A 17,586-nucleotide genomic window follows, 5' to 3' on the forward strand; every position below is an offset into this window, starting at 1 on the left:
TAGCGCTAATGCAGGCTCTGGAAGTTAAATGTCCTTGTAACTTACCTGTTACATTTCAAATGTATTTCACCTCCCAGCATACCCTCCTCACCACATTTTGGTTGCCTGCTGCTATCTGCGTCAAACAATAAGCAATTAAGAGTTTAAAAGCTCCCGAATATTTATCAATTTTACAGCTTGATTATTAAACCACCATTAGCAGATATAGCATGCAACTGAGCGAACAGGAACTACGCAGACGCCATGAGCGCGAAGAGCTGGAGAAAATGGGCATCAACCCGTATCCGTCTGAGCTTTTTGAAGTTACTGCCACAGCCAAAGAAATAAAGGAAAATTTCAATAAGGAGCAGAACAACTACCAGGAAGTAAGTCTGGCCGGCCGCCTGATGAGCCGCCGCATTATGGGCAAAGCCTCTTTTGCAGAACTCATGGACAGCTCCGGCCGAATCCAGATCTACGTGTCGCGCGACGATATTGCCCCCGGCGAAAACAAGGACCTGTACAACACGGTGTTCAAGAAGATGCTCGACATCGGCGATTTTATCGGGATAAAAGGATATGCCTTCGTAACACAGGTGGGCGAGATCTCGGTGCACGTAACAGAGCTGCAACTGCTTACCAAGTCGCTGAAGCCGCTCCCGATCGTAAAACGCGAAATAGACGAGCACGGCAACGAGATTGTGCACGACGGTTTCACAGACCCGGAACTGCGCTACCGCCAGCGGTATGTAGACCTGATCGTGAACCCGCAGGTACGCGAAACCTTCCGGAAACGGACGCAGCTGGTAAACACCATGCGCAATTTCCTGAACGAAAAAGGCTACCTGGAGGTAGAAACGCCTATCCTGCAGCCGCTCTACGGCGGCGCGGCGGCCCGTCCGTTCAAGACGCACCACAACACTCTGGACATGACGCTGTACCTGCGCATAGCCAACGAGCTGTACCTGAAGCGCCTGATCGTAGGTGGCTTCGACGGGGTGTATGAGTTTGCCAAAGACTTCCGCAACGAGGGCATGAGCCGCTTCCACAACCCGGAGTTTACGCAGGTAGAGCTGTATGTGGCCTACAAAGACTATAATTGGATGATGAACCTGGTGGAGGAAATGGTAGAGCAGGTGGCGCTGGCCCTGCACGGCAAAACGCAGGTGCAGGTGGGCGACAACACCATCGACTTTAAGCGCCCCTGGAAACGCTTCACCATGTTCGAGGCCATTGAACACTTCACTAAAATAGATATTTCGGAGATGGAAGAGCCCGAGTTGCGCGCCACCGCCGAAAAACTGGGCATTAAAGTAGATCCGAAGCTGGGCAAAGGCAAGATCATCGACGAGATCTTTGGCGAGACCTGCGAGCCTTTCCTCATTCAACCGACATTTATTACTGATTACCCGGTAGAGATGAGCCCGCTGGCCAAGAAGCACCGCAGCAAGCCCGGCCTGGTAGAGCGCTTCGAAGCGATCTGCAACGGCAAGGAGATCTGCAACGCCTTCTCTGAGCTGAACGACCCGATCGACCAGCGTGCCCGCTTTGAGGAGCAGCTGGAGCTTGGCAAGCGTGGCGACACCGAGGCCATGGTGCTGGACGAAGACTTCCTGCGCGCGCTGGAGTATGGCATGCCGCCTACGGCTGGCCTGGGCATCGGCATCGACCGCCTGTCTATGATCATGACCAATTCACACTCCATCCAGGATGTGCTGTTTTTCCCGCAGATGAAGCCGGAGAAAACAGAAGAATAAATCACTTATCCTGCCAAACAAACAAAGGGCTTGCTGGTGTTCAGCAAGCCCTTTGTTTGTTTGGCAGGATATGCTATTTCAGCATACCCGGCAAACCAGTACTGTCTCCTTCACCATCTCTGATGGATTGATCTTTTACCATCGAATCCAGAGGAGTGCCGCTGGGCTTGTTCAGGTCGTTGTAAGGGCTTTGGCTGACCCTGGTTTTGTCTTGCCTGGCAGCGGTCCAGCTGTTGAGTTTGTCTTTGGTAGAGTTAAAGGAGCTGCTCATCTGCGATCCAAGCTTAGAGGCCGACTCAGCGACTTTCTTACGGGCGTCTTTTCCTTTTTCAGGTGCCAGGAGCATGCCGGCCAGCACGCCAACGCCCGCCCCGGCCAGCAGGCCAACTGCCAGTTTAGTGGTACTGCTACTGTCTTGTGCCGTATGGCTTGAGGTTTCGCGCTGCTTCATCTGCCGTACCGACGAATTGGTGAAGTTCCCTTTAGACTCTCCTAGTGATCTGCTTTCCATATGTGTCTTCATTTTATTAGTTTTGGTTTACGTTTTGTCTGCTTTAACTCTTAATAAACGATATCCCAAAACTAAAGTTGAAGCAATTGCGATAGTCCTGTAAACAAAAAGGTTCCTGCTCATAAACTGAGCAGGAACCCTCTATAACAAGTTTTTTTCACAGCCTTAGCAGATCGCAGCGGTAACTGAGAAACACTGGCAGTAAATTATCTGCTTGTACTTACCACCAGGTACGGCTATTAAATAGCGCCACCTGGTCTTGATCCGGCACCGCCCGTAGAACCCGTAGATCCTGTAGAAGAGCCAGTAGTTCCTGTGGAAGAACCTGTAGATCCTGTAGTCGACCCTGTAGAACCAGAGGCAGATCCGGTAGTAGATCCTGTTGAGGAGGCACCGGTATCAGCCGATGAGCCGTTCATGGCAGAAGCTTTTTTATTAAGCGTATCCATAACCCCGCTGCTCATATTTTTGATTTCGTCCAGGCCTGTCTGCAGGTTTTTCTCAAGATCACTGCTCAGTTTGTTGGCCCACTTTTTCACGCTGGTCCTGGTGGCCTCTCCTGTATCAGGAGCCATCAGTAAGCCTGCCACAACACCTGCGCTGGCGCCTGCCAACATAGCTAATATGATCTTTCCGCTATTGTCTTTCATAGTAATTAAAAATTAAAGTTGGTTATGAGTTTATTAAATCTTTAGGTCTCTGTTCCCTCTAACGATCAAATATAGTAATATGTTGTAGCTATATACAAAATATTAGACATATAATATATACTACCGGAAAGTGTGATTTTCAGAACGTTCAGACCTACTTTCCGGTAATTACAAGTCAGAGATGAGCCTTACAATGTCATCTTTAGTCTTTCCGAGCTTGCGCTGAAGGCGTCCGAACAACTCGTCTTCCTTGCCCTCTATATACGTCAGGTCATCATCTGTCAGGTCGGCGTAATTCTGCTTCAACTGGCCCTTTACGTCGTCCCAGGAGCCGCGCATGGTCAGGCTGCTGCCCGCGCCCGTCACCTTATTTCTCTCCAGGCTGTCCATCCAGCGTTTCACAGTTCGCTCAATGTCATCACCTGCTTTTGTAAGCGTGCGTTTCAGGCTACCGCGTGTCGTCTGTCCATTATCCGGGGCCATCAGAATTCCGGTCACAATGCCAAGCCCTAAGCCAGCGGCAGTTGCCAGCAAGATTTTTCCTTTGTCGTCGTTCATATTAATTAAATTTGAGTTAATGTTGCGTTTTGCGCCTAGAGCGCACACGGTGCAGTAAAGCCGAAAAAGCTGTTTATGGAAGAGCTTTGCCACTAATTGCACGTCTTTAAGTTTCCATACGGTGGCAGCACTAGTTGGTTAAATAATTACTGCTTATTAAAAGCTTTACTTTTAATGCTTTAGCAGCAAAAAGGCTGAGTATTAACCACTTTGTATATCAAAACCCAAATTTATAATCCTATGAGAAAAATCTGTTTTGTTTTCTTTTTTGTACTTGGCGGCTCCATGTTCTCTTGCAAAAGCGCCGAAGCCCCCTGCCTCGACCTCACCAAAGCCAACCCTGACCTGGCCTGCACCATGCAATACGATCCGGTGTGCGGCTGCGACGGGAAAACTTATGGCAATGCCTGCGAAGCCGACAGGTCAGGTGTAACTTCTTATAAACCAGGAGAGTGCCCTGATTAATGTGTTGATTTTTTAATGTGCTGATGTGCTAATTATTGTTGAGTTGAATGGTTGATTTGGAGATGTGGTGATTTGGAAATGATTTACCTTCACAGGGCGTAGTTTCCGACTACGCCCTTTTGTCTCCGACTTCCATTGCTTCATAGAAACAATCTACACGCAGTGCTGAATCTCCAGGATTATTTCTGCTAATACAGCTTTTTCGCTGCTTCAGGCAGCGAGGTTAGTCACAGACTAACCTATATATAAAGGCGTAGTAGGAAACTACGCCTAGTGAAGCAGCACCAGGAGCAGCAAAAGCCTCCTGAGGGGCATTTTCATTCAAATAATTAGCCATGGCATTGGCCGGTGGCAAGGCCCTGACATAAAAAAGGGAAGAGCTTCTGATCTGCACCAGAAGCTCTTCCCTTTTTTATTCCTAGTACCTGTTTTAATTCATGAACGAATTAATTAAAACATCAGCACATTAAACAATCAGCACATTACTTACTGATCATATCCACGATATCCTCCGAGATCCCCATGCTGGAGAAGCCGCCATCGTGCATCAGGTTTTGCATCGTTACCATTCTGGTAAGATCAGAGAAAAGCGTGATGCAGTAGTCGGCACAGGTTTCTGCTGATGCATTGCCCAGTGGCGACATCTTATCAGAGTATTCGTAGAACGCGTCGAAACCGCCCACCCCTGTACCTGCCGTTGTTTTGGTAGGAGACTGAGAGACGGTGTTTACACGCACTTTCTTCTGCCTGCCCAGGCGGTAGCCATAGTTACGCGCTATCGACTCCAGCACCGCCTTCGCCTGCGACATATCGGTATAATCCGGGAACACGCGTTGTGCCGCTATGTACGAAAGCGCTACAATAGAGCCCCATTCATTCATGGCATCCTGCTTCTCAGCCACATGCATCACCTTATGGAAAGAAAGCGCCGAAATATCCAGCGTCTTCAGGAACCACTCGTAGTTCAGGTCGCCGTAGTCTTTTCCCTTCCGGATGTTGGGGCTCATGCCAATGGAGTGCAGCACAAAGTCAATTTTGCCGCCCAGGATCTCCTGCGCTTTGGTAAACAGGTTTTCCAGATCTTCCACAGAGGTGGCGTCAGCCGGAATAATTTCTGCGTTACACTCTTCCGCCAGCCTCTTAATCTCACCCATACGCATGGCAAGTGGGGCATTTGAGAGCACAAACTCAGCACCTTCTTCCTTCGCCCGCTTCGCTACTTTCCAGGCGATAGACTTTTCGTCTAATGCGCCAAAAATGATTCCTTTTTTCCCTTTGAGTATATTATAGGACATATCTGATAGTATATTTTTTTAGTTGCTGTTGTGAAAAAACCGGGTGCGTCGGAAACCGGGAGGCAATTTAGCAATAACTCTTCAGAGTGAAAGCAATTCCTTGGCACTTTGGTAGGCATTTGTACTCGGGTTGGCTCCCGCAATCATGTGTGCAATCTCGTTTACCCGCTCCTCATCGCTCAGCTTCTTAATACGGCTTACGGTGCGGTCTTCGCGGTCGTGCTTGTATACAAAGTAATGATAATCGCCTTGCGCCGCAATTTGAGGTAAGTGTGAAATGGCTATGATCTGGTGCTTCTGCGCCATCTGCTGCATCATCCTGCCCACTTTCACGGCCACTTCTCCGGATATCCCGGTGTCTATCTCATCAAAAACGATGGTTGGCAGAGCGGTTTTATCGGCCAGCATGTATTTAATGCTCAGCATGAGGCGCGAGAACTCACCACCAGAGGCTGCCTTCACCAGGCTTTGCGGGGCCGCTCCCTTGTTGGCGCTGAACAGAATACTGATTTCGTCGGTGCCGGTAGCAGAAGGAGCCGTTACCTTGTGCTGAATTACGATGCGCGCATTGGGCATGCCCAGCTCTGCCAGTAAGGTGTACAACTCGCCCTCAAACTTACCGAACACCGACTTACGTCGCTCTGAAAGAATTTCCGCTTTTTGCATGAGTTCTTTCTCGGCCGCTGCCATTGCCTTTTTGGTTTCCAGTATCACGGCGTCCAGGTTCAGCACGCTTTTTACTTTCTGCTGCAGCTCTTCCTGTATGGCCAGCAGGTCGGCTATGGTTTTGGCCTGGTGCTTGCGCTGCAGGGTGTAGATCAGGTTCAGGCGCTCCTGCACTTCTGTGGCTCGCTCAGGGTCTGCTTCTGTCTTGCGCTCGGCATCTTCCAGCTCGCCGGCTATGTCCTGCAGCTCTATCATGCAGCTCTCGGTGCGGCTGCGCAACTCCTCGTAACTGGCCGAGAACTGCGCCAGTTGCCCAAGCAGGTAAGCAGTGTCTTTCAGGGCAGAGGTAATGTTAAACTCCGACTCAGACAGGTACTGCACCGCCTGCGACAGCTTCAGCTTTATATCTTCGGCATTCTCCAATTGCTTCAGCTCCGCCTCCAGGCTTTCCTGCTCTGCTGCCTCCAGCCGCGCCTCGTCCAGCTCGTTGAGCAGGAAGGTGTGGTAATCGAGCTCCTTCTGCGACTGCGCCAGCTGGCTTTCCAGCCTGTTGTGGTCCGACTCCAGCTTTTTGAAGTGGCGGTAGGCGGTGTGGTAATCTTTGAGGTAAGAAGAGTTTCCGGCGTAGATGTCGAGGGAGGTGTTGCCAGCGTACACGTCCAGGATGTCGAGCTGGTAGCTAGTGTCGCCGAGCTGCAGCGTGTCGTGCTGCGAATGGATATCCATCAGGTTGTCACCGATGGTCCGGATCACATCCAGCGTTACAGGCGTGTCGTTTACGAAAGCACGGGATTTGCCGCTGGGGCTGATCTCGCGCCGCAAAATGCACTGATTGTCGAAGTCGAGATCTTCGGCGACAAAAATTTCCTGCAGGTTATAAGACGAAATATCGAACACGCCTTCTATTACGCACTTCTCGCCCTGGTTAAAGAGCAGTTTGCTGTCGGCGCGGTTGCCCATCAGCAGGCCAATGGCACCCAGCATAATAGATTTACCGGCCCCAGTCTCACCTGTAATAATATTCAGCACCGGCGATGGCGACATCTCCAGCTGCTCTATCAGGGCGTAATTCTTTATTTTAAGATCTATCAGCATAAGCTAAAAAGCCGCTTCTTTATCGTAGATGATTTCTTTAATCTGCTGTAGGGGCAGCACGCGCCGCTCGAAGGTCCTGTCCCACAGCTCCGCATTTATCGGATCTATAGTGCGCAGCCTGCCTTGTATCACCACATTGGTATGCAGCACCACCTGTACCACAGGCTGCAGCAGCAGTTCCGGCACCTGCGCGAGAATGTCTTTGTTATAAACCCGGATTTGTCTTTTCCCCATAAAAGATGCTTCTGCTCAGCCACATGGCCTGGCTTGCGTGAAGATACGCGCTTTATGGGAAATTAGGAAGGGTCAGCGCTGCAGCAGCACCTGGTATTTGTTGCTGTTGGGCGCATCGACCTGGTTCAGGATGGCAAAGGCAGCCTGTTTATCAGCAGGAGGAGCCGACTTGAAAATATTGGCCAGCTCATCGGCCTTAGCATCAAAGAAAGACCGGATAATGGCTGCTCCCGGCTTCAGCTTGGAAAGGGCCTGAATATCCTGCAGCACGACCAGCACCGATTTACGTGCTTTTTCGGGGTTTTCGGCCATCAGGTCGAGGCCCTGGCGGTGCATGGTGTAGAGCCCCTCACGGAAAGACACGAACTGCGGGTCCTGGAGGTTGTCGAGAATCCAGTAGCGGTTCCGATTTCCTTCAAAAGGTTTCCAGCCTGGGTAAGAACCACCCTGAGAGGTAGCCATATTTAAAATGTTACGGGCTTTGTCGTAAGCACCGGAGCCACCCATTTTGCTGAAGCTGTCGCCATCTACCCCGATGATCATGTAGGCGTAAAAAGCCAGCATCGAAGACAAGTTGGAGGTATAGCTGTTCTCGGCATAGTCGAGCGGTTGGGCAGCAGTGAACTGAAAAGTCCAATCTTTGTCGATCACCGAAAGAAGAATGCTTTCGTAGCCGGTGCCGTATGCCGGCCTTACTGACACTACCTGCACGTTGGCCTTAAACACGCCGATTTCCGGCATCTCGACCAGGTTTATCAGCATCCGACATTTTATGCGTTCTTCGGCCCGGTAGGGCTGGTCGGTCCAGCGGCGGTTGTTCATGAACTCGAAAATGCGGGTCTGCATTTCTGTGAACAGCTGCCGGTCGGTGTACTGCACCTGCTCGCTGTTCACCACCACATCGCACTGCAGCTCCTGCGCCTCAGCGCGCAATGCCACCACCCATACACACAGCAAAACAAGTATTTTCTTAAGCATGTAACCGCTCCCAAATTAAGTTTACAATATCCTGTGCCACCTCCTGCTTTGGCTTCAGTTCGAAGGCAGTGGTCGTGTCACGTTCAATAATCGTGATTTTATTTGTATCGTGCCGGAATCCTGCTCCCGGATCGTTGAGTGAGTTCAGCACGATCATGTCGAGATTCTTCTTTTCGAGCTTATTCCGGGCGTTCAGGTCTTCGTCGTTTGTTTCGAGGGCAAAGCCCACCGCATACTGGCCTTCACGCTTCTGTTTCCCGAAAGCCGCTGCTATATCAACGTTCTTAACAAGTTCTATTGTTAATTCGCTCCCGTCTTTCTTTATTTTTTTGTCGGACACCACTTTAGGCTTATAATCGGCCACGGCAGCAGCAAACACTACAATATCGGCAGCAGGAGCAAACTGCTGCACCGCCTGGTGCATTTCGTCGGCTGTGGTTACGGGGGTAATCTGAATGGCGGTGTGTACAGGCTTTAACGCGGTAGGTCCTGCCACCAGGCGCACCTTTGCCCCGTGCTGTGCAAAACATTCGGCCAGGGCATAGCCCATTTTGCCGGTAGAGTGGTTGCCGATAAAGCGCACCGGGTCTATAGGCTCGTAGGTTGGTCCTGCTGTGAGCAGCACCTGTTTTCCGTCAAACGATTTTTCCACTTCCTGAAAAGTATTGCTGAAGTACCTGCACAATTTCCTCGGGCTCCGCCATGCGTCCCTGCCCTACGAGGCCGCTTGCCAGCTCGCCAATACCAGCCTCAATCAGGTGGTTTCCGTAGGCCTGCAGCTTCCGGAAATTATCCTGCACCGCGGGGTGCTGGTACATGTCCAGGTCCATGGCAGGCGCCACAAATACGGGGCAGCGCGCCGACAGATACACGGCACTGAGCAGATTATCGCATAAGCCGTTGGCAAACCTGGCCACCGTGTTGGCACTGGCCGGAGCCACTACCAGGGCATCGGCCCAAAGGCCTAGCTCCACGTGGTTGTTCCACATGCCTTGCCTGCCCTGCACAAACTCGGTGAGTACCGGCCGCTTAGAGAGCGTGGCCAGGGTGAGGGGGGTAATAAAAGCAGAAGCAGAAGTAGTCAGGATTACCTGCACTTCTGCTTCTGCTTTTACCAGTAAGCGAACCAGTATGGCCGCTTTGTAAGCTGCTATACTGCCGCAAACGCCCAGTATAATTTTCTTATTCCGGAGCATCCGGTTTTATTAGAAAGATGTCTGCTCTGTTTCGTCGTCAGGCGTGCGCACGTACACTTTACCTTCCAGAAACTCTTCTACAGCCAGGTTGGTAGGTTTAGGCAAACGCTCGTAATACTTCGAAATCTCAATCTGCTCCCTGTTTTCGAACACCTCTTCGAGGTTATCTACTGTAGTGGCAAACTCAGCAAGTTTCGAGTTCAATTCTTCTTTCAGCTTTACAGAGATCTGGTTGGCTCTTTTAGAGATAACCGACACTGATTTGTAAACATTGCCTGTTTGCTTTGCAAAGTCGGCCATGTTTCTGGTAACGATAGATGCTGGTACTATTGCCATATATATAATGTGTTAATTACCTTGTGATACTTGTGTTGGTTTTTTAAGCTTATCCAATTCGGCTAAGGTGTTTTCGTATACCTTTTCGGCATCGCGCAGGTACTTGCCTTGAGGGTGCAGGTCTATAAACGACAGGTAAAACTCCACTGCCTCGTTAAAGCGCTCCTGCTGCTTGTTTTGCACGCTTTCGAGCGCAAAACGGTACTGGGCGTCTAACCTCAGAAATGAGGCTTCCTCGCTGTAAGGTGAGCCGGCATGCTCGTTAATGAAGTTCGTGAGCGCCACTACCGCCGACTTGTAGTACCGCAGCTGGTAGTAAAGCCGAGCACTGTCGAAGGCTTTCCGGTCGAGCTTTACGTTCAGTTCGTTGATCATGTTGTTGGTTTCCTCCGCAAACTGGCTGTTGGGGAACCGCGACTGAAACTCGAGCAGCGACTCTAAGGCTGTCCGGGTAGTAGACTGATCCTGCTCATAGCCGGGAGAGCTCATGTACTGCGACTTGGCGTACAGAAAGATAGCCTCTTCGGCAAACTCGCTGCGCGGATAGGTTTCGTAAAAGAGTTGGAACTGGTACGCGCTGAGCAGGAACTCCCGCTGCATAAAGTGCGTGTGCGCAAACAGAAACCTGGCACGCTCTCCTTCCGGTCGCCCACCTAACATGGGCAGCACGTCGTTGAGCAGCTGATTGGCGCGGTAGTAGTCCTCTTTCTCGTAATACTTCAACGCAGCCTCGTACTTCTCATCTACGTTCGTGCTTTTTAAGAGCTTCTGGTAGTTACTACAACCAGCGGTTACCAGCAACATGCCAATAAGCACAATAATATGGGAAAAGCCTTTCTTCATGAACGGGCAAAATTATGGAATATCTGTGTGATTTACAACTATGTTTTAACCACCGAAAAGTGGCTATCAGTTTTCTGACATCATTGAGGAACCCTATCGCGAAGAAGGTTCTGATTAAAACTGCCGCAGCTACAGCATCAGCAGCGCAAAAACCCCTCCGGAGGTACCTTTTGATTGGAATAATTGCCTGCCTACGGAAAATTGCTACTGTTCTGGCCCAGCTCTATCAGCTAGTACCTAGTATCTATCACTCCTGCCTGGCTGCTTTTTTGGCTTTTACTGGTGGCGCTTCCGGATTTTTCTGCAGGGCAGCGGGTTGTACAGGCTCCGGCTGCACCACCGGCACGCGCTGCAGAAAGATATCTTTCCGCTCCGGACGCTGCTCTTCCAGCCATTCAAAACCTTCCAGGGTCCTGTCAGGCTCTTTCAGTTCGTGGGGCGGAATGAAGCTGGCATCCGGACTTACCAGAAACGAGATGGTGTTCAATTTATTCTCTTCTGAGAACTTAAGCACCATGTTGCTGCAGATGGCTTTGTTGAGGCCGGAAAGCAGTGTATCGCCCTCCAGCACGAAATAAAGGCTCTCCCCGTTGCCCTCCACATTTACCCGCCTGATCTTGCCTTCCTGAAAGAAAGCGACCATGTCACGGCCTTTCACCTGGTTAAAGTTCTGAATGGAGTCTTCGGAAGAGATAAAAGCGTTGCTGAACATGTACATCCTGTCGATGGTCTTGTTGCGGAGGTGGATGTGAATGGTGTCGGACACGATCTGGCTGTTGTCGCTCCAGAGTACCGGCTTCCGGTTCATGTGCATAATAGAGTCGGTGCGGTTGTAGCTCAGGGAGTCGCATTTGCCCTGCAGGTCGGCTTTATAGATTTTTACACCGTGGTAGGCATACAGCATGCTGGGCATGTCCGGGGTTTTCGATTCTCTGGAGATCAGGGTGTCGGCTGCCAGGAAAAGCGTGTCGCCTTCCATCAGGGTCTCCATTCTGGGGCTGCCGTACACTTTGGCTACGCCGGTATCGCGCCAGTAGCGGCCCACCTGCCCGCGTATGGTCACATCGTCTTTGAGGGAGCGCATGGTTACGTTGCGCTGGGCATAGCCGTAGCCCCTGCCCTCGTCGTAGAACAGCTTTTCGCCGCCCAGCCTGTATTCCGGTGTCAGGATGTAGGCATTTTTTCCAAAGTCAGAAATCCTGCGGATGGTATCGTAGGTGCCCTCCTCGGCATACAGGTCGCCCTGCTTGCCTTTAATAAAGGTGGGCCCCTGGAAGTACACAATCTTGGTTTCGCTGTTGTAGCGCATATTTTCGGCCGTGATGTCGTAATCCTGCGAAAAGACTTTTACATCGCGCTGAAAGGTAAACATCTTGGTGTTGGTGTCGTAGGTGCCCCGGCGGCTCTGCAGGCGGTTTTCGGGGTCCACGATGGTGCCTCCTTCGGTGTACACCGCCGTGCGGGTAGTCAGGTCGTAGTCGAGGCTGGGGGTGGTCAGGGTCATGCGCGGGTCCTTCATCACCACGTCGCCGGTCATGCGGGCGGTGCGTTTGTCGCCGTCGTAGGTGGCGCGGTGGCCGGTCATGGTTACGGTATCGGCCTGGTTGATGCGTACATTGCCAAAGGCTTCCAACATCTCAGTCCCATCGTATTTGTATACCGAGTCGGCAAACAGGAACGTGTCCTGCTGCTTAAAGCGCACGTTCCCGAGCAGTTTCGTTATCCGCTGCCCGTTAAATATGCCTCCCTTCAGACTGTCGGCCCCCTGCAGTTCTACTCTGTCCTGTTTTGCCTGCTGCCCCAAAACGGCAAAAGACATCAGCGTAAAGACAAGAGAAAACAGTATTTTTGTGAACTTCATTCTTTTTAGATGCTAGATATCAGATACTAGATGTTAGATTTTTTGAGTGAGTCAAAAAGGTATCTCAGAAGTAAGTGCCCAAATTTGCTGATCACCTGGCTGAATTGTATTGACCAGGAAACAAATTTTTGCATGACACATTTCAAGTCTAGAATCTAACATCTAGTATCTAACATCTTATTCAATTCAAAATTAGAAAAAATTTACCACCTGCTGCTTATGCTCCAGAAAGTTTTAGGTTTCATACAATCACATGCCCTATGCCAGCCCGACAGCCGCCTGCTGGCCACCGTGAGTGGCGGCATCGACTCGGTGGTGCTCTGCGAAGTGCTGCACCAGCTAAAGTTCGACTTCGCCATTGCCCACTGCAACTTCGGCCTGCGTGCCGAAGACTCGGAGGCCGACCAAGTGTTCGTCAAAAAACTGGCCAAAAAGTACAACGTGCCGTTCTTTACCGAAAACTTCAGCACCACGGCCTTTGCCGAGCAGGAGCATATCTCGACCCAGATGGCGGCGCGCGCCCTGCGCTACGCCTGGTTTGAGCAGGTGCGCCAGCAGGAAGGCTACGACTACATCGCCACCGCCCACCATAGCAACGACACGACCGAAACCATATTGCTGCACCTGACCAAAGGCACTGGTATTGCCGGGCTGCACGGCATTCCGCCAAAAAACGGCCGCATTATCCGGCCCATGCTCCCGCTCACCAAAGACGACATCTACGACTTTGTAACCACCAACCATATTATCTGGCGCGAAGACAGCTCCAACCTGAGCACCAAGTACCAGCGCAACAAAATCAGGCACGATGTAATTCCGGCCCTGAAGGAGATTAACCCCAACCTGGAGGAAACGCTGCAGCAGACCGCCGAACGCGTGAGCCACGCTGAGGCCATTGTGGCAGCCTATATCGCCAACTTGGAGCAGCAGGCGGTGCGGCAGGAGGAGAAGGCCGTTTTCATTGATTTAATTCCGTTACAGGAGGCAACCGGCCTGCCGGTGGTGCTGCACGAGCTGCTGAAACCTTACAACTTTAGCTACACCATGGTGCTGGAACTGACGCGGGCACTCGATGGCCTCTCCGGCAAGCAGTTCGACTCCCCAACCCACACCCTCGTGAAGGACCGGGAGCAGCTGGTGGTCACGCCCCGCAACCTGAGCAGCTTTGGCAGCATACAGATAGCCGAAGGGCAGCAGGAGGTGCAGGAGCCACATGTCCGCCTCACGCTCACCGAGTTTGAGGCCGGTAGCTACAAACTCAATACCAAGCCGCACGTGGCCGCCCTCGATGCCGACCTGCTTAAATTCCCGCTCAAGCTGCGCCCCTGGCAGGAAGGCGACTGGTTTGTGCCGCTCGGCATGAACGGCAAGAAAAAGATCAGCGATTTTCTGGTAGACAGGAAAGTGCCGGCCAACCTGAAGCAGCAGGTACTGGTGCTCACCTCCGAGCAATCTATTGTGTGGGTAGTTGGCCAACGGCTCGATAACCGCTTTAAGGTGACGGAGAAGACGCAGCGGGTACTGGAGATCAGGTTGGTGAAGTAATTTTGAATTTTGAGTGAGTGGAGCGGTGAAGGAGTGGATGAGTAATTATTTGAATGGTTTTGGCCCTTCGGAGGCTTCTGTTGCTGCTGGTGCTGCTGGTGCTGTTTTAGATGCTAGATGTTAGATATTAGACTTTTTGGTCTGAATGTGTATATCGCTCCCCTTCCTCAAGGATTTACAGGATAAGAGGATAATTTTCTTCCCCCGCTGTGCGTGCTTTCCCACTACGCACAGCGGGGGAATTTCATTTCCAAATCTTCGAATTCCTAAACCAACCAATTAACTATGAAGCAATTATCAATCAACCAATTATTCTAATCAAAATGGCCTCCCGGAGGCTTTTGCTCCTACAGATGCTGCTGCTCAACAGATCAGACCTTTATCAGGCGATGTCATCCGGAGCTAGGCACCACTATAGATTCCTGAACTATTGTTAGTTTTTCAGACTAGAATAAAAATCTCCCGGAAAGAATATATATTTATTTGCCTCTAATGAGAATACTTTTTATATTTTTACCCTAGTTAACTGAATCTCAAACCCAAATAAAGTATACCCTGCAATGAAAGTAACTGTAGTTGGAGCCGGAAACGTTGGAGCAACATGCGCCGATGTGTTGGCTTACCGCGAAATAGCGAACGAAGTAGTTTTATTGGATATTAGAGAAGGTTTTGCCGAGGGCAAGGCACTTGATATCTGGCAAAAGTCGCCTATTAACCTGTACGACACCCGCACCGTGGGCGTAACAAACGATTATAGCCGCACAGCTGATTCTGATGTAGTGGTGATCACCTCCGGGCTGCCGCGCAAACCCGGCATGACCCGCGATGACCTTATCTCTACAAACGCCGGCATTGTGCAGTCCGTGACCGAGAACGTGGTGAAGCATTCTCCCAATGCCATCATCATTGTGGTGTCTAACCCGCTCGATGTGATGACCTATGCGGCGCACATCACTTCTAAATTCCCGCGTAACCGCATTATTGGTATGGCCGGCATCCTGGACACAGCCCGCTACAGAGCCTTCCTGGCCGAGGAACTGAACGTTTCGCCAAAAGACATACAGGCCGTGCTGATGGGCGGACATGGCGACACCATGGTGCCGCTACCTCGCTACACCACCGTAGGCGGCATTCCTGTAACTGAACTGATCTCTGAAGATAAACTGACTGCTATTGTAGAACGCACCAAAAACGGTGGCGGCGAACTGGTGAAACTGATGGGCACTTCGGCCTGGTATGCACCAGGTGCAGCAGCGGCGCAGATGGTAGAAGCCATTGTGCGTGACCAGCGCCGTGTGTTCCCGGTTTGCATTAAGCTGGAAGGCGAGTACGGCATAGATGGCGTGTATCTGGGCGTGCCTGTAATTCTAGGCAAGAACGGTGTCGAGAAAGTGATAGAGCTGCAACTCAACGACGAGGAGAAGCAGCTGCTGGAAACTTCCCGCGGCCATGTAAAAGAAGTAATGGACGCACTGGACAAAATGACGGCTGCCAAAGCTTAATTCCTGAAAGCGGCCATACCTATAACCAAAAGCGGCGCTTCCTGCATGGAAGCGCCGCTTTTGGTTTATCTTTTATTTTATTAATAGTGTCTTAACAAGGACCCGACACAGAAAGCGAAAACTCACAAATGCAAATATAAAACCTCTGCTTCATATAAGCCCTTTGCCTTATGTCCTGCGTCTTGTGTCCTGTTAACTTTTACCTTACCGGCTCCGGGCTCGTCAGTTCCAGCACCTCGCTGGTCATAGTGCGAACTTTGTAGAGCAGCTCCGGATCATTAGCCAGCGACTGCCCAAACGAAGGAATCATCTGCCTGATCTTTTCCTGCCACTCCGGCGAATTAAATTTTTCGGGGAAGCAACGCTCCATCAGACTCAGCATAATGGCAACAGCCGTAGACGCTCCCGGCGAGGCACCCAGCAAAGCAGCTATGGTACCATCAGCAGAGCTTACCACCTCCGTGCCAAACTCCAGCACACCCCCCAGCTTCGGGTCTTTTTTGATCACCTGCACCCGCTGCCCGGCGTATTCCAGGTCCCAGTCCTCCTGGCGGGCGTTCGGTAAATAGTCTTTCAGGGCCAGCAAACGGTCTTCAGGCGACTGACGCACCTGGTTGATCAGGTATTTGGTAAGCGGCATGTTCTTGATGCCTGCCACCAGCATGGGTCGCAGGTTGCCTGTTTTAATAGAAAGCGGTAAATCGAACATAGACCCTTTCTTCAGGAACTTGGTAGTGAACCCGGCATAGGGCCCAAATAACAACTCCCGCTTGCCATTGATCACGCGCGTATCGAGGTGCGGCACCGACATAGGGGGAGAACCAACGGCTGCCTTGCCATAAACTTTCGCCTCGTGCTGCTCAATAATGGCCGGGTTATTACACTTGAGCCACTGCCCGCTTACTGGAAAACCGCCAAAGCCTTTCCCTTCCGGAATCCCGGATTTTATCAGCAGTGGCAGCGAGCCACCTCCGGCGCCTATAAACACGAACTTCGCCATTATTTTGCGCTTGTTGCCGGTGTTCAGGTCTTTCACCTTCACACGCCATCTTCCGTCTGCCTCCTGCTGCAGCTTTTTCACCTCAAGTCCGAAATGCAGGTTCACTCCCTCCATTTTGTGTAATTGGCTGAACGAGTCGCGGGTCAGGGCACCAAAGTTTACGTCTGTTCCGATTTCCATGCGGGTTGCGGCCACTTTCTCCGTTTTCTTACGGCCCGCCATTACAAGCGGCATCCACTCGGCGAGCTGGTCAAAGTCGTCGGAGTACTGCATACCCTGGAAGAGCACCGACTTCTGCATGGCAGCATACCGCTTCCGGAGAAACTCTACATTGGTTTGCCCCCATACGAAGCTCATGTGCGGTACACTTTTGATAAAGTTTGGTTTAATAAAGTTGCGCTGCACCAGGTAGGACCAGAACTGCCTCGATAGCTCGAAAGACTCGGCAATGTTAACAGCCTTGGACGTGTCTATGGAGCCATCGGCTCGTGGTGGGGTGTAATTCAGTTCGCAGAAGGCGGCATGTCCGGTGCCGGCGTTGTTCCAGGCATCGGAGCTTTCGGCTGCTGCAACATCGAGCCTTTCAAAAACTTCGATTTTCAAATCAGGCTGCAGTTCTTTTAGCATCATGCCCAGGGTGGCGCTCATAATACCGGCACCAATCAGAACTACATCAGGGTTTTCTTCAAATGATCTATCGCTTTTAATCATAACTGTAATCGTAGATCACAAAGTTACGTCGAAAATTGAAAATAGTCTTGCCACAAAGCGGATTTAAACATCTTTTATTGCATTATTAATAGCTGATAAGTTATAATTTTGATCCTCGCAACCTGCAATACCCTAATCTACAGACAATTGCAATAAAAGATACTAACAATTGATAGGACTTTACGCATATTACCTCCCAAACGACTATAGACTGTGACTTAGCTTACCGGAACCAGAAGTTGCATCACCCTGAGAAAAGCGACACACGCATCACGACAGTTTATTATTGGTAAAAAAGGTGAAACAGATTCTGGTATGTGGTATCGCTGACAATAGTTGTTGGTTGCCAGGAAGAGATAAATCAGCTTAAAACAAATAACAGCCAGCAACCAAATTATTCTAAT

General features: G+C 50.8%; 15 protein-coding genes and 1 pseudogene. 4 read left to right on the plus strand and 12 right to left on the minus strand.

Translation table 11 applies throughout. The features are described from left to right. Positions 1-209: 209 nt before the first annotated feature. Positions 210-1,736, plus strand: coding sequence for a lysine--tRNA ligase (gene lysS, locus FJM74_RS02280; RefSeq protein ID WP_187260947.1), 1,527 nt, complete (start codon positions 210-212; stop codon positions 1,734-1,736). A gap of 73 nt (positions 1,737-1,809) precedes the next feature. Here the strand turns inward: lysS and FJM74_RS02285 are convergent, their stop codons facing one another. The 3 genes from FJM74_RS02285 to FJM74_RS22625 all read right to left on the minus strand — a co-directional run bounded on the left by FJM74_RS02285 (position 1,810) and on the right by FJM74_RS22625 (position 3,455). Continuing rightward, positions 1,810-2,259, minus strand: coding sequence for a YtxH domain-containing protein (locus FJM74_RS02285; protein ID WP_187260948.1), 450 nt, complete (start codon positions 2,257-2,259; stop codon positions 1,810-1,812). A gap of 227 nt (positions 2,260-2,486) precedes the next feature. Continuing rightward, positions 2,487-2,897 carry a YtxH domain-containing protein gene (locus FJM74_RS02290; protein ID WP_187260949.1) on the minus strand — a complete coding sequence of 137 codons (411 nt, stop codon included), beginning with the start codon at positions 2,895-2,897 and terminating at the stop codon, positions 2,487-2,489. Positions 2,898-3,065: 168 nt separating this feature from the next. Then, the gene (locus FJM74_RS22625) at positions 3,066-3,455 is read right to left on the minus strand and encodes a CsbD family protein (RefSeq protein ID WP_187260950.1); all 390 of its coding nucleotides are present in this window, start codon (positions 3,453-3,455) and stop codon (positions 3,066-3,068) included. 240 nt (positions 3,456-3,695) lie between these two features. Between FJM74_RS22625 and FJM74_RS02300 the strand changes: the two genes are divergently transcribed. Further along, a complete protein-coding gene (locus FJM74_RS02300) occupies positions 3,696-3,920 on the plus strand; it encodes a Kazal-type serine protease inhibitor domain-containing protein (protein ID WP_187260951.1) in 225 nt (74 codons plus the stop codon). A gap of 482 nt (positions 3,921-4,402) precedes the next feature. Here FJM74_RS02300 and FJM74_RS02305 read toward each other — a convergent pair whose 3' ends face one another. From FJM74_RS02305 to FJM74_RS02340, 8 genes and pseudogenes are all read right to left on the minus strand, one after another. Further along, positions 4,403-5,215 (minus strand): enoyl-ACP reductase FabI, encoded by an 813-nt coding sequence (locus FJM74_RS02305; RefSeq protein ID WP_187260952.1) that lies wholly within the window; start codon positions 5,213-5,215, stop codon positions 4,403-4,405. Positions 5,216-5,296: 81 nt separating this feature from the next. Continuing rightward, on the minus strand, positions 5,297-6,976 hold the full coding sequence (gene recN, locus FJM74_RS02310; RefSeq protein WP_187260953.1) for a DNA repair protein RecN: 1,680 nt from the start codon (positions 6,974-6,976) through the stop codon (positions 5,297-5,299). A gap of 3 nt (positions 6,977-6,979) precedes the next feature. Continuing rightward, on the minus strand, positions 6,980-7,210 hold the full coding sequence (locus FJM74_RS02315; RefSeq protein ID WP_187260954.1) for a hypothetical protein: 231 nt from the start codon (positions 7,208-7,210) through the stop codon (positions 6,980-6,982). 72 nt (positions 7,211-7,282) lie between these two features. Then, complete coding sequence (porD, locus tag FJM74_RS02320) at positions 7,283-8,188, minus strand: type IX secretion system protein PorD (protein WP_187260955.1); 906 nt, start codon at positions 8,186-8,188, stop codon at positions 7,283-7,285. Continuing rightward, positions 8,181-9,384, minus strand: a pseudogene (coaBC, locus tag FJM74_RS22720) (bifunctional phosphopantothenoylcysteine decarboxylase/phosphopantothenate--cysteine ligase CoaBC). Before coaBC ends, porD begins: the two are co-directional and overlap by 8 nt. 9 nt (positions 9,385-9,393) lie before the next feature. Next, a complete protein-coding gene (locus FJM74_RS02330) occupies positions 9,394-9,720 on the minus strand; it encodes a DNA-directed RNA polymerase subunit omega (protein ID WP_187260956.1) in 327 nt (108 codons plus the stop codon). A gap of 12 nt (positions 9,721-9,732) precedes the next feature. Further along, positions 9,733-10,563: an outer membrane protein assembly factor BamD gene (locus FJM74_RS02335; RefSeq protein ID WP_187260957.1), complete on the minus strand. Its 831-nt coding sequence runs from the start codon at positions 10,561-10,563 to the stop codon at positions 9,733-9,735. A 247-nt stretch (positions 10,564-10,810) separates the two neighbouring features. Continuing rightward, positions 10,811-12,424 (minus strand): OstA-like protein, encoded by a 1,614-nt coding sequence (locus FJM74_RS02340; protein ID WP_187260958.1) that lies wholly within the window; start codon positions 12,422-12,424, stop codon positions 10,811-10,813. A 219-nt stretch (positions 12,425-12,643) separates the two neighbouring features. On the opposite strand from FJM74_RS02340, the gene tilS reads away from it, so the two are divergent. Beyond that, on the plus strand, positions 12,644-13,969 hold the full coding sequence (tilS, locus tag FJM74_RS02345) for a tRNA lysidine(34) synthetase TilS (protein ID WP_187260959.1): 1,326 nt from the start codon (positions 12,644-12,646) through the stop codon (positions 13,967-13,969). Between the two features lie 560 nt (positions 13,970-14,529). Beyond that, the gene (mdh, locus tag FJM74_RS02350; RefSeq protein WP_187260960.1) at positions 14,530-15,471 is read left to right on the plus strand and encodes a malate dehydrogenase; all 942 of its coding nucleotides are present in this window, start codon (positions 14,530-14,532) and stop codon (positions 15,469-15,471) included. 199 nt (positions 15,472-15,670) lie between these two features. On the opposite strand, the gene FJM74_RS02355 is transcribed toward mdh, so the two are convergent. After that, positions 15,671-17,182, minus strand: coding sequence for a malate:quinone oxidoreductase (locus tag FJM74_RS02355; protein WP_187260961.1), 1,512 nt, complete (start codon positions 17,180-17,182; stop codon positions 15,671-15,673). Positions 17,183-17,586: the final 404 nt, after the last annotated feature.

Origin of the sequence: Pontibacter beigongshangensis (assembly GCF_014332515.1) — a bacterium.
Classification (GTDB): Bacteria; Bacteroidota; Bacteroidia; order Cytophagales; family Hymenobacteraceae; genus Pontibacter; species Pontibacter beigongshangensis.

What these genes read in the sequence shown, in the direction of transcription:
- mdh (WP_187260960.1), top strand. Translation starts at nt 14,530, where the DNA reads ATGAAAGTAACTGTAGTTGGAGCCGGAAACGTTGGAGCAACATGCGCC.
- FJM74_RS02355 (WP_187260961.1), bottom strand. Translation starts at nt 17,182, where the DNA reads ATGATTAAAAGCGATAGATCATTTGAAGAAAACCCTGATGTAGTTCTG.
- FJM74_RS02305 (WP_187260952.1), bottom strand. Translation starts at nt 5,215, where the DNA reads ATGTCCTATAATATACTCAAAGGGAAAAAAGGAATCATTTTTGGCGCA.
- tilS (WP_187260959.1), top strand. Translation starts at nt 12,644, where the DNA reads ATGCTCCAGAAAGTTTTAGGTTTCATACAATCACATGCCCTATGCCAG.
- FJM74_RS02290 (WP_187260949.1), bottom strand. Translation starts at nt 2,897, where the DNA reads ATGAAAGACAATAGCGGAAAGATCATATTAGCTATGTTGGCAGGCGCC.
- FJM74_RS02315 (WP_187260954.1), bottom strand. Translation starts at nt 7,210, where the DNA reads ATGGGGAAAAGACAAATCCGGGTTTATAACAAAGACATTCTCGCGCAG.
- FJM74_RS02335 (WP_187260957.1), bottom strand. Translation starts at nt 10,563, where the DNA reads ATGAAGAAAGGCTTTTCCCATATTATTGTGCTTATTGGCATGTTGCTG.
- FJM74_RS02300 (WP_187260951.1), top strand. Translation starts at nt 3,696, where the DNA reads ATGAGAAAAATCTGTTTTGTTTTCTTTTTTGTACTTGGCGGCTCCATG.
- porD (WP_187260955.1), bottom strand. Translation starts at nt 8,188, where the DNA reads ATGCTTAAGAAAATACTTGTTTTGCTGTGTGTATGGGTGGTGGCATTG.
- FJM74_RS02285 (WP_187260948.1), bottom strand. Translation starts at nt 2,259, where the DNA reads ATGAAGACACATATGGAAAGCAGATCACTAGGAGAGTCTAAAGGGAAC.
- FJM74_RS22625 (WP_187260950.1), bottom strand. Translation starts at nt 3,455, where the DNA reads ATGAACGACGACAAAGGAAAAATCTTGCTGGCAACTGCCGCTGGCTTA.
- FJM74_RS02330 (WP_187260956.1), bottom strand. Translation starts at nt 9,720, where the DNA reads ATGGCAATAGTACCAGCATCTATCGTTACCAGAAACATGGCCGACTTT.
- recN (WP_187260953.1), bottom strand. Translation starts at nt 6,976, where the DNA reads ATGCTGATAGATCTTAAAATAAAGAATTACGCCCTGATAGAGCAGCTG.
- FJM74_RS02340 (WP_187260958.1), bottom strand. Translation starts at nt 12,424, where the DNA reads ATGAAGTTCACAAAAATACTGTTTTCTCTTGTCTTTACGCTGATGTCT.
- lysS (WP_187260947.1), top strand. Translation starts at nt 210, where the DNA reads ATGCAACTGAGCGAACAGGAACTACGCAGACGCCATGAGCGCGAAGAG.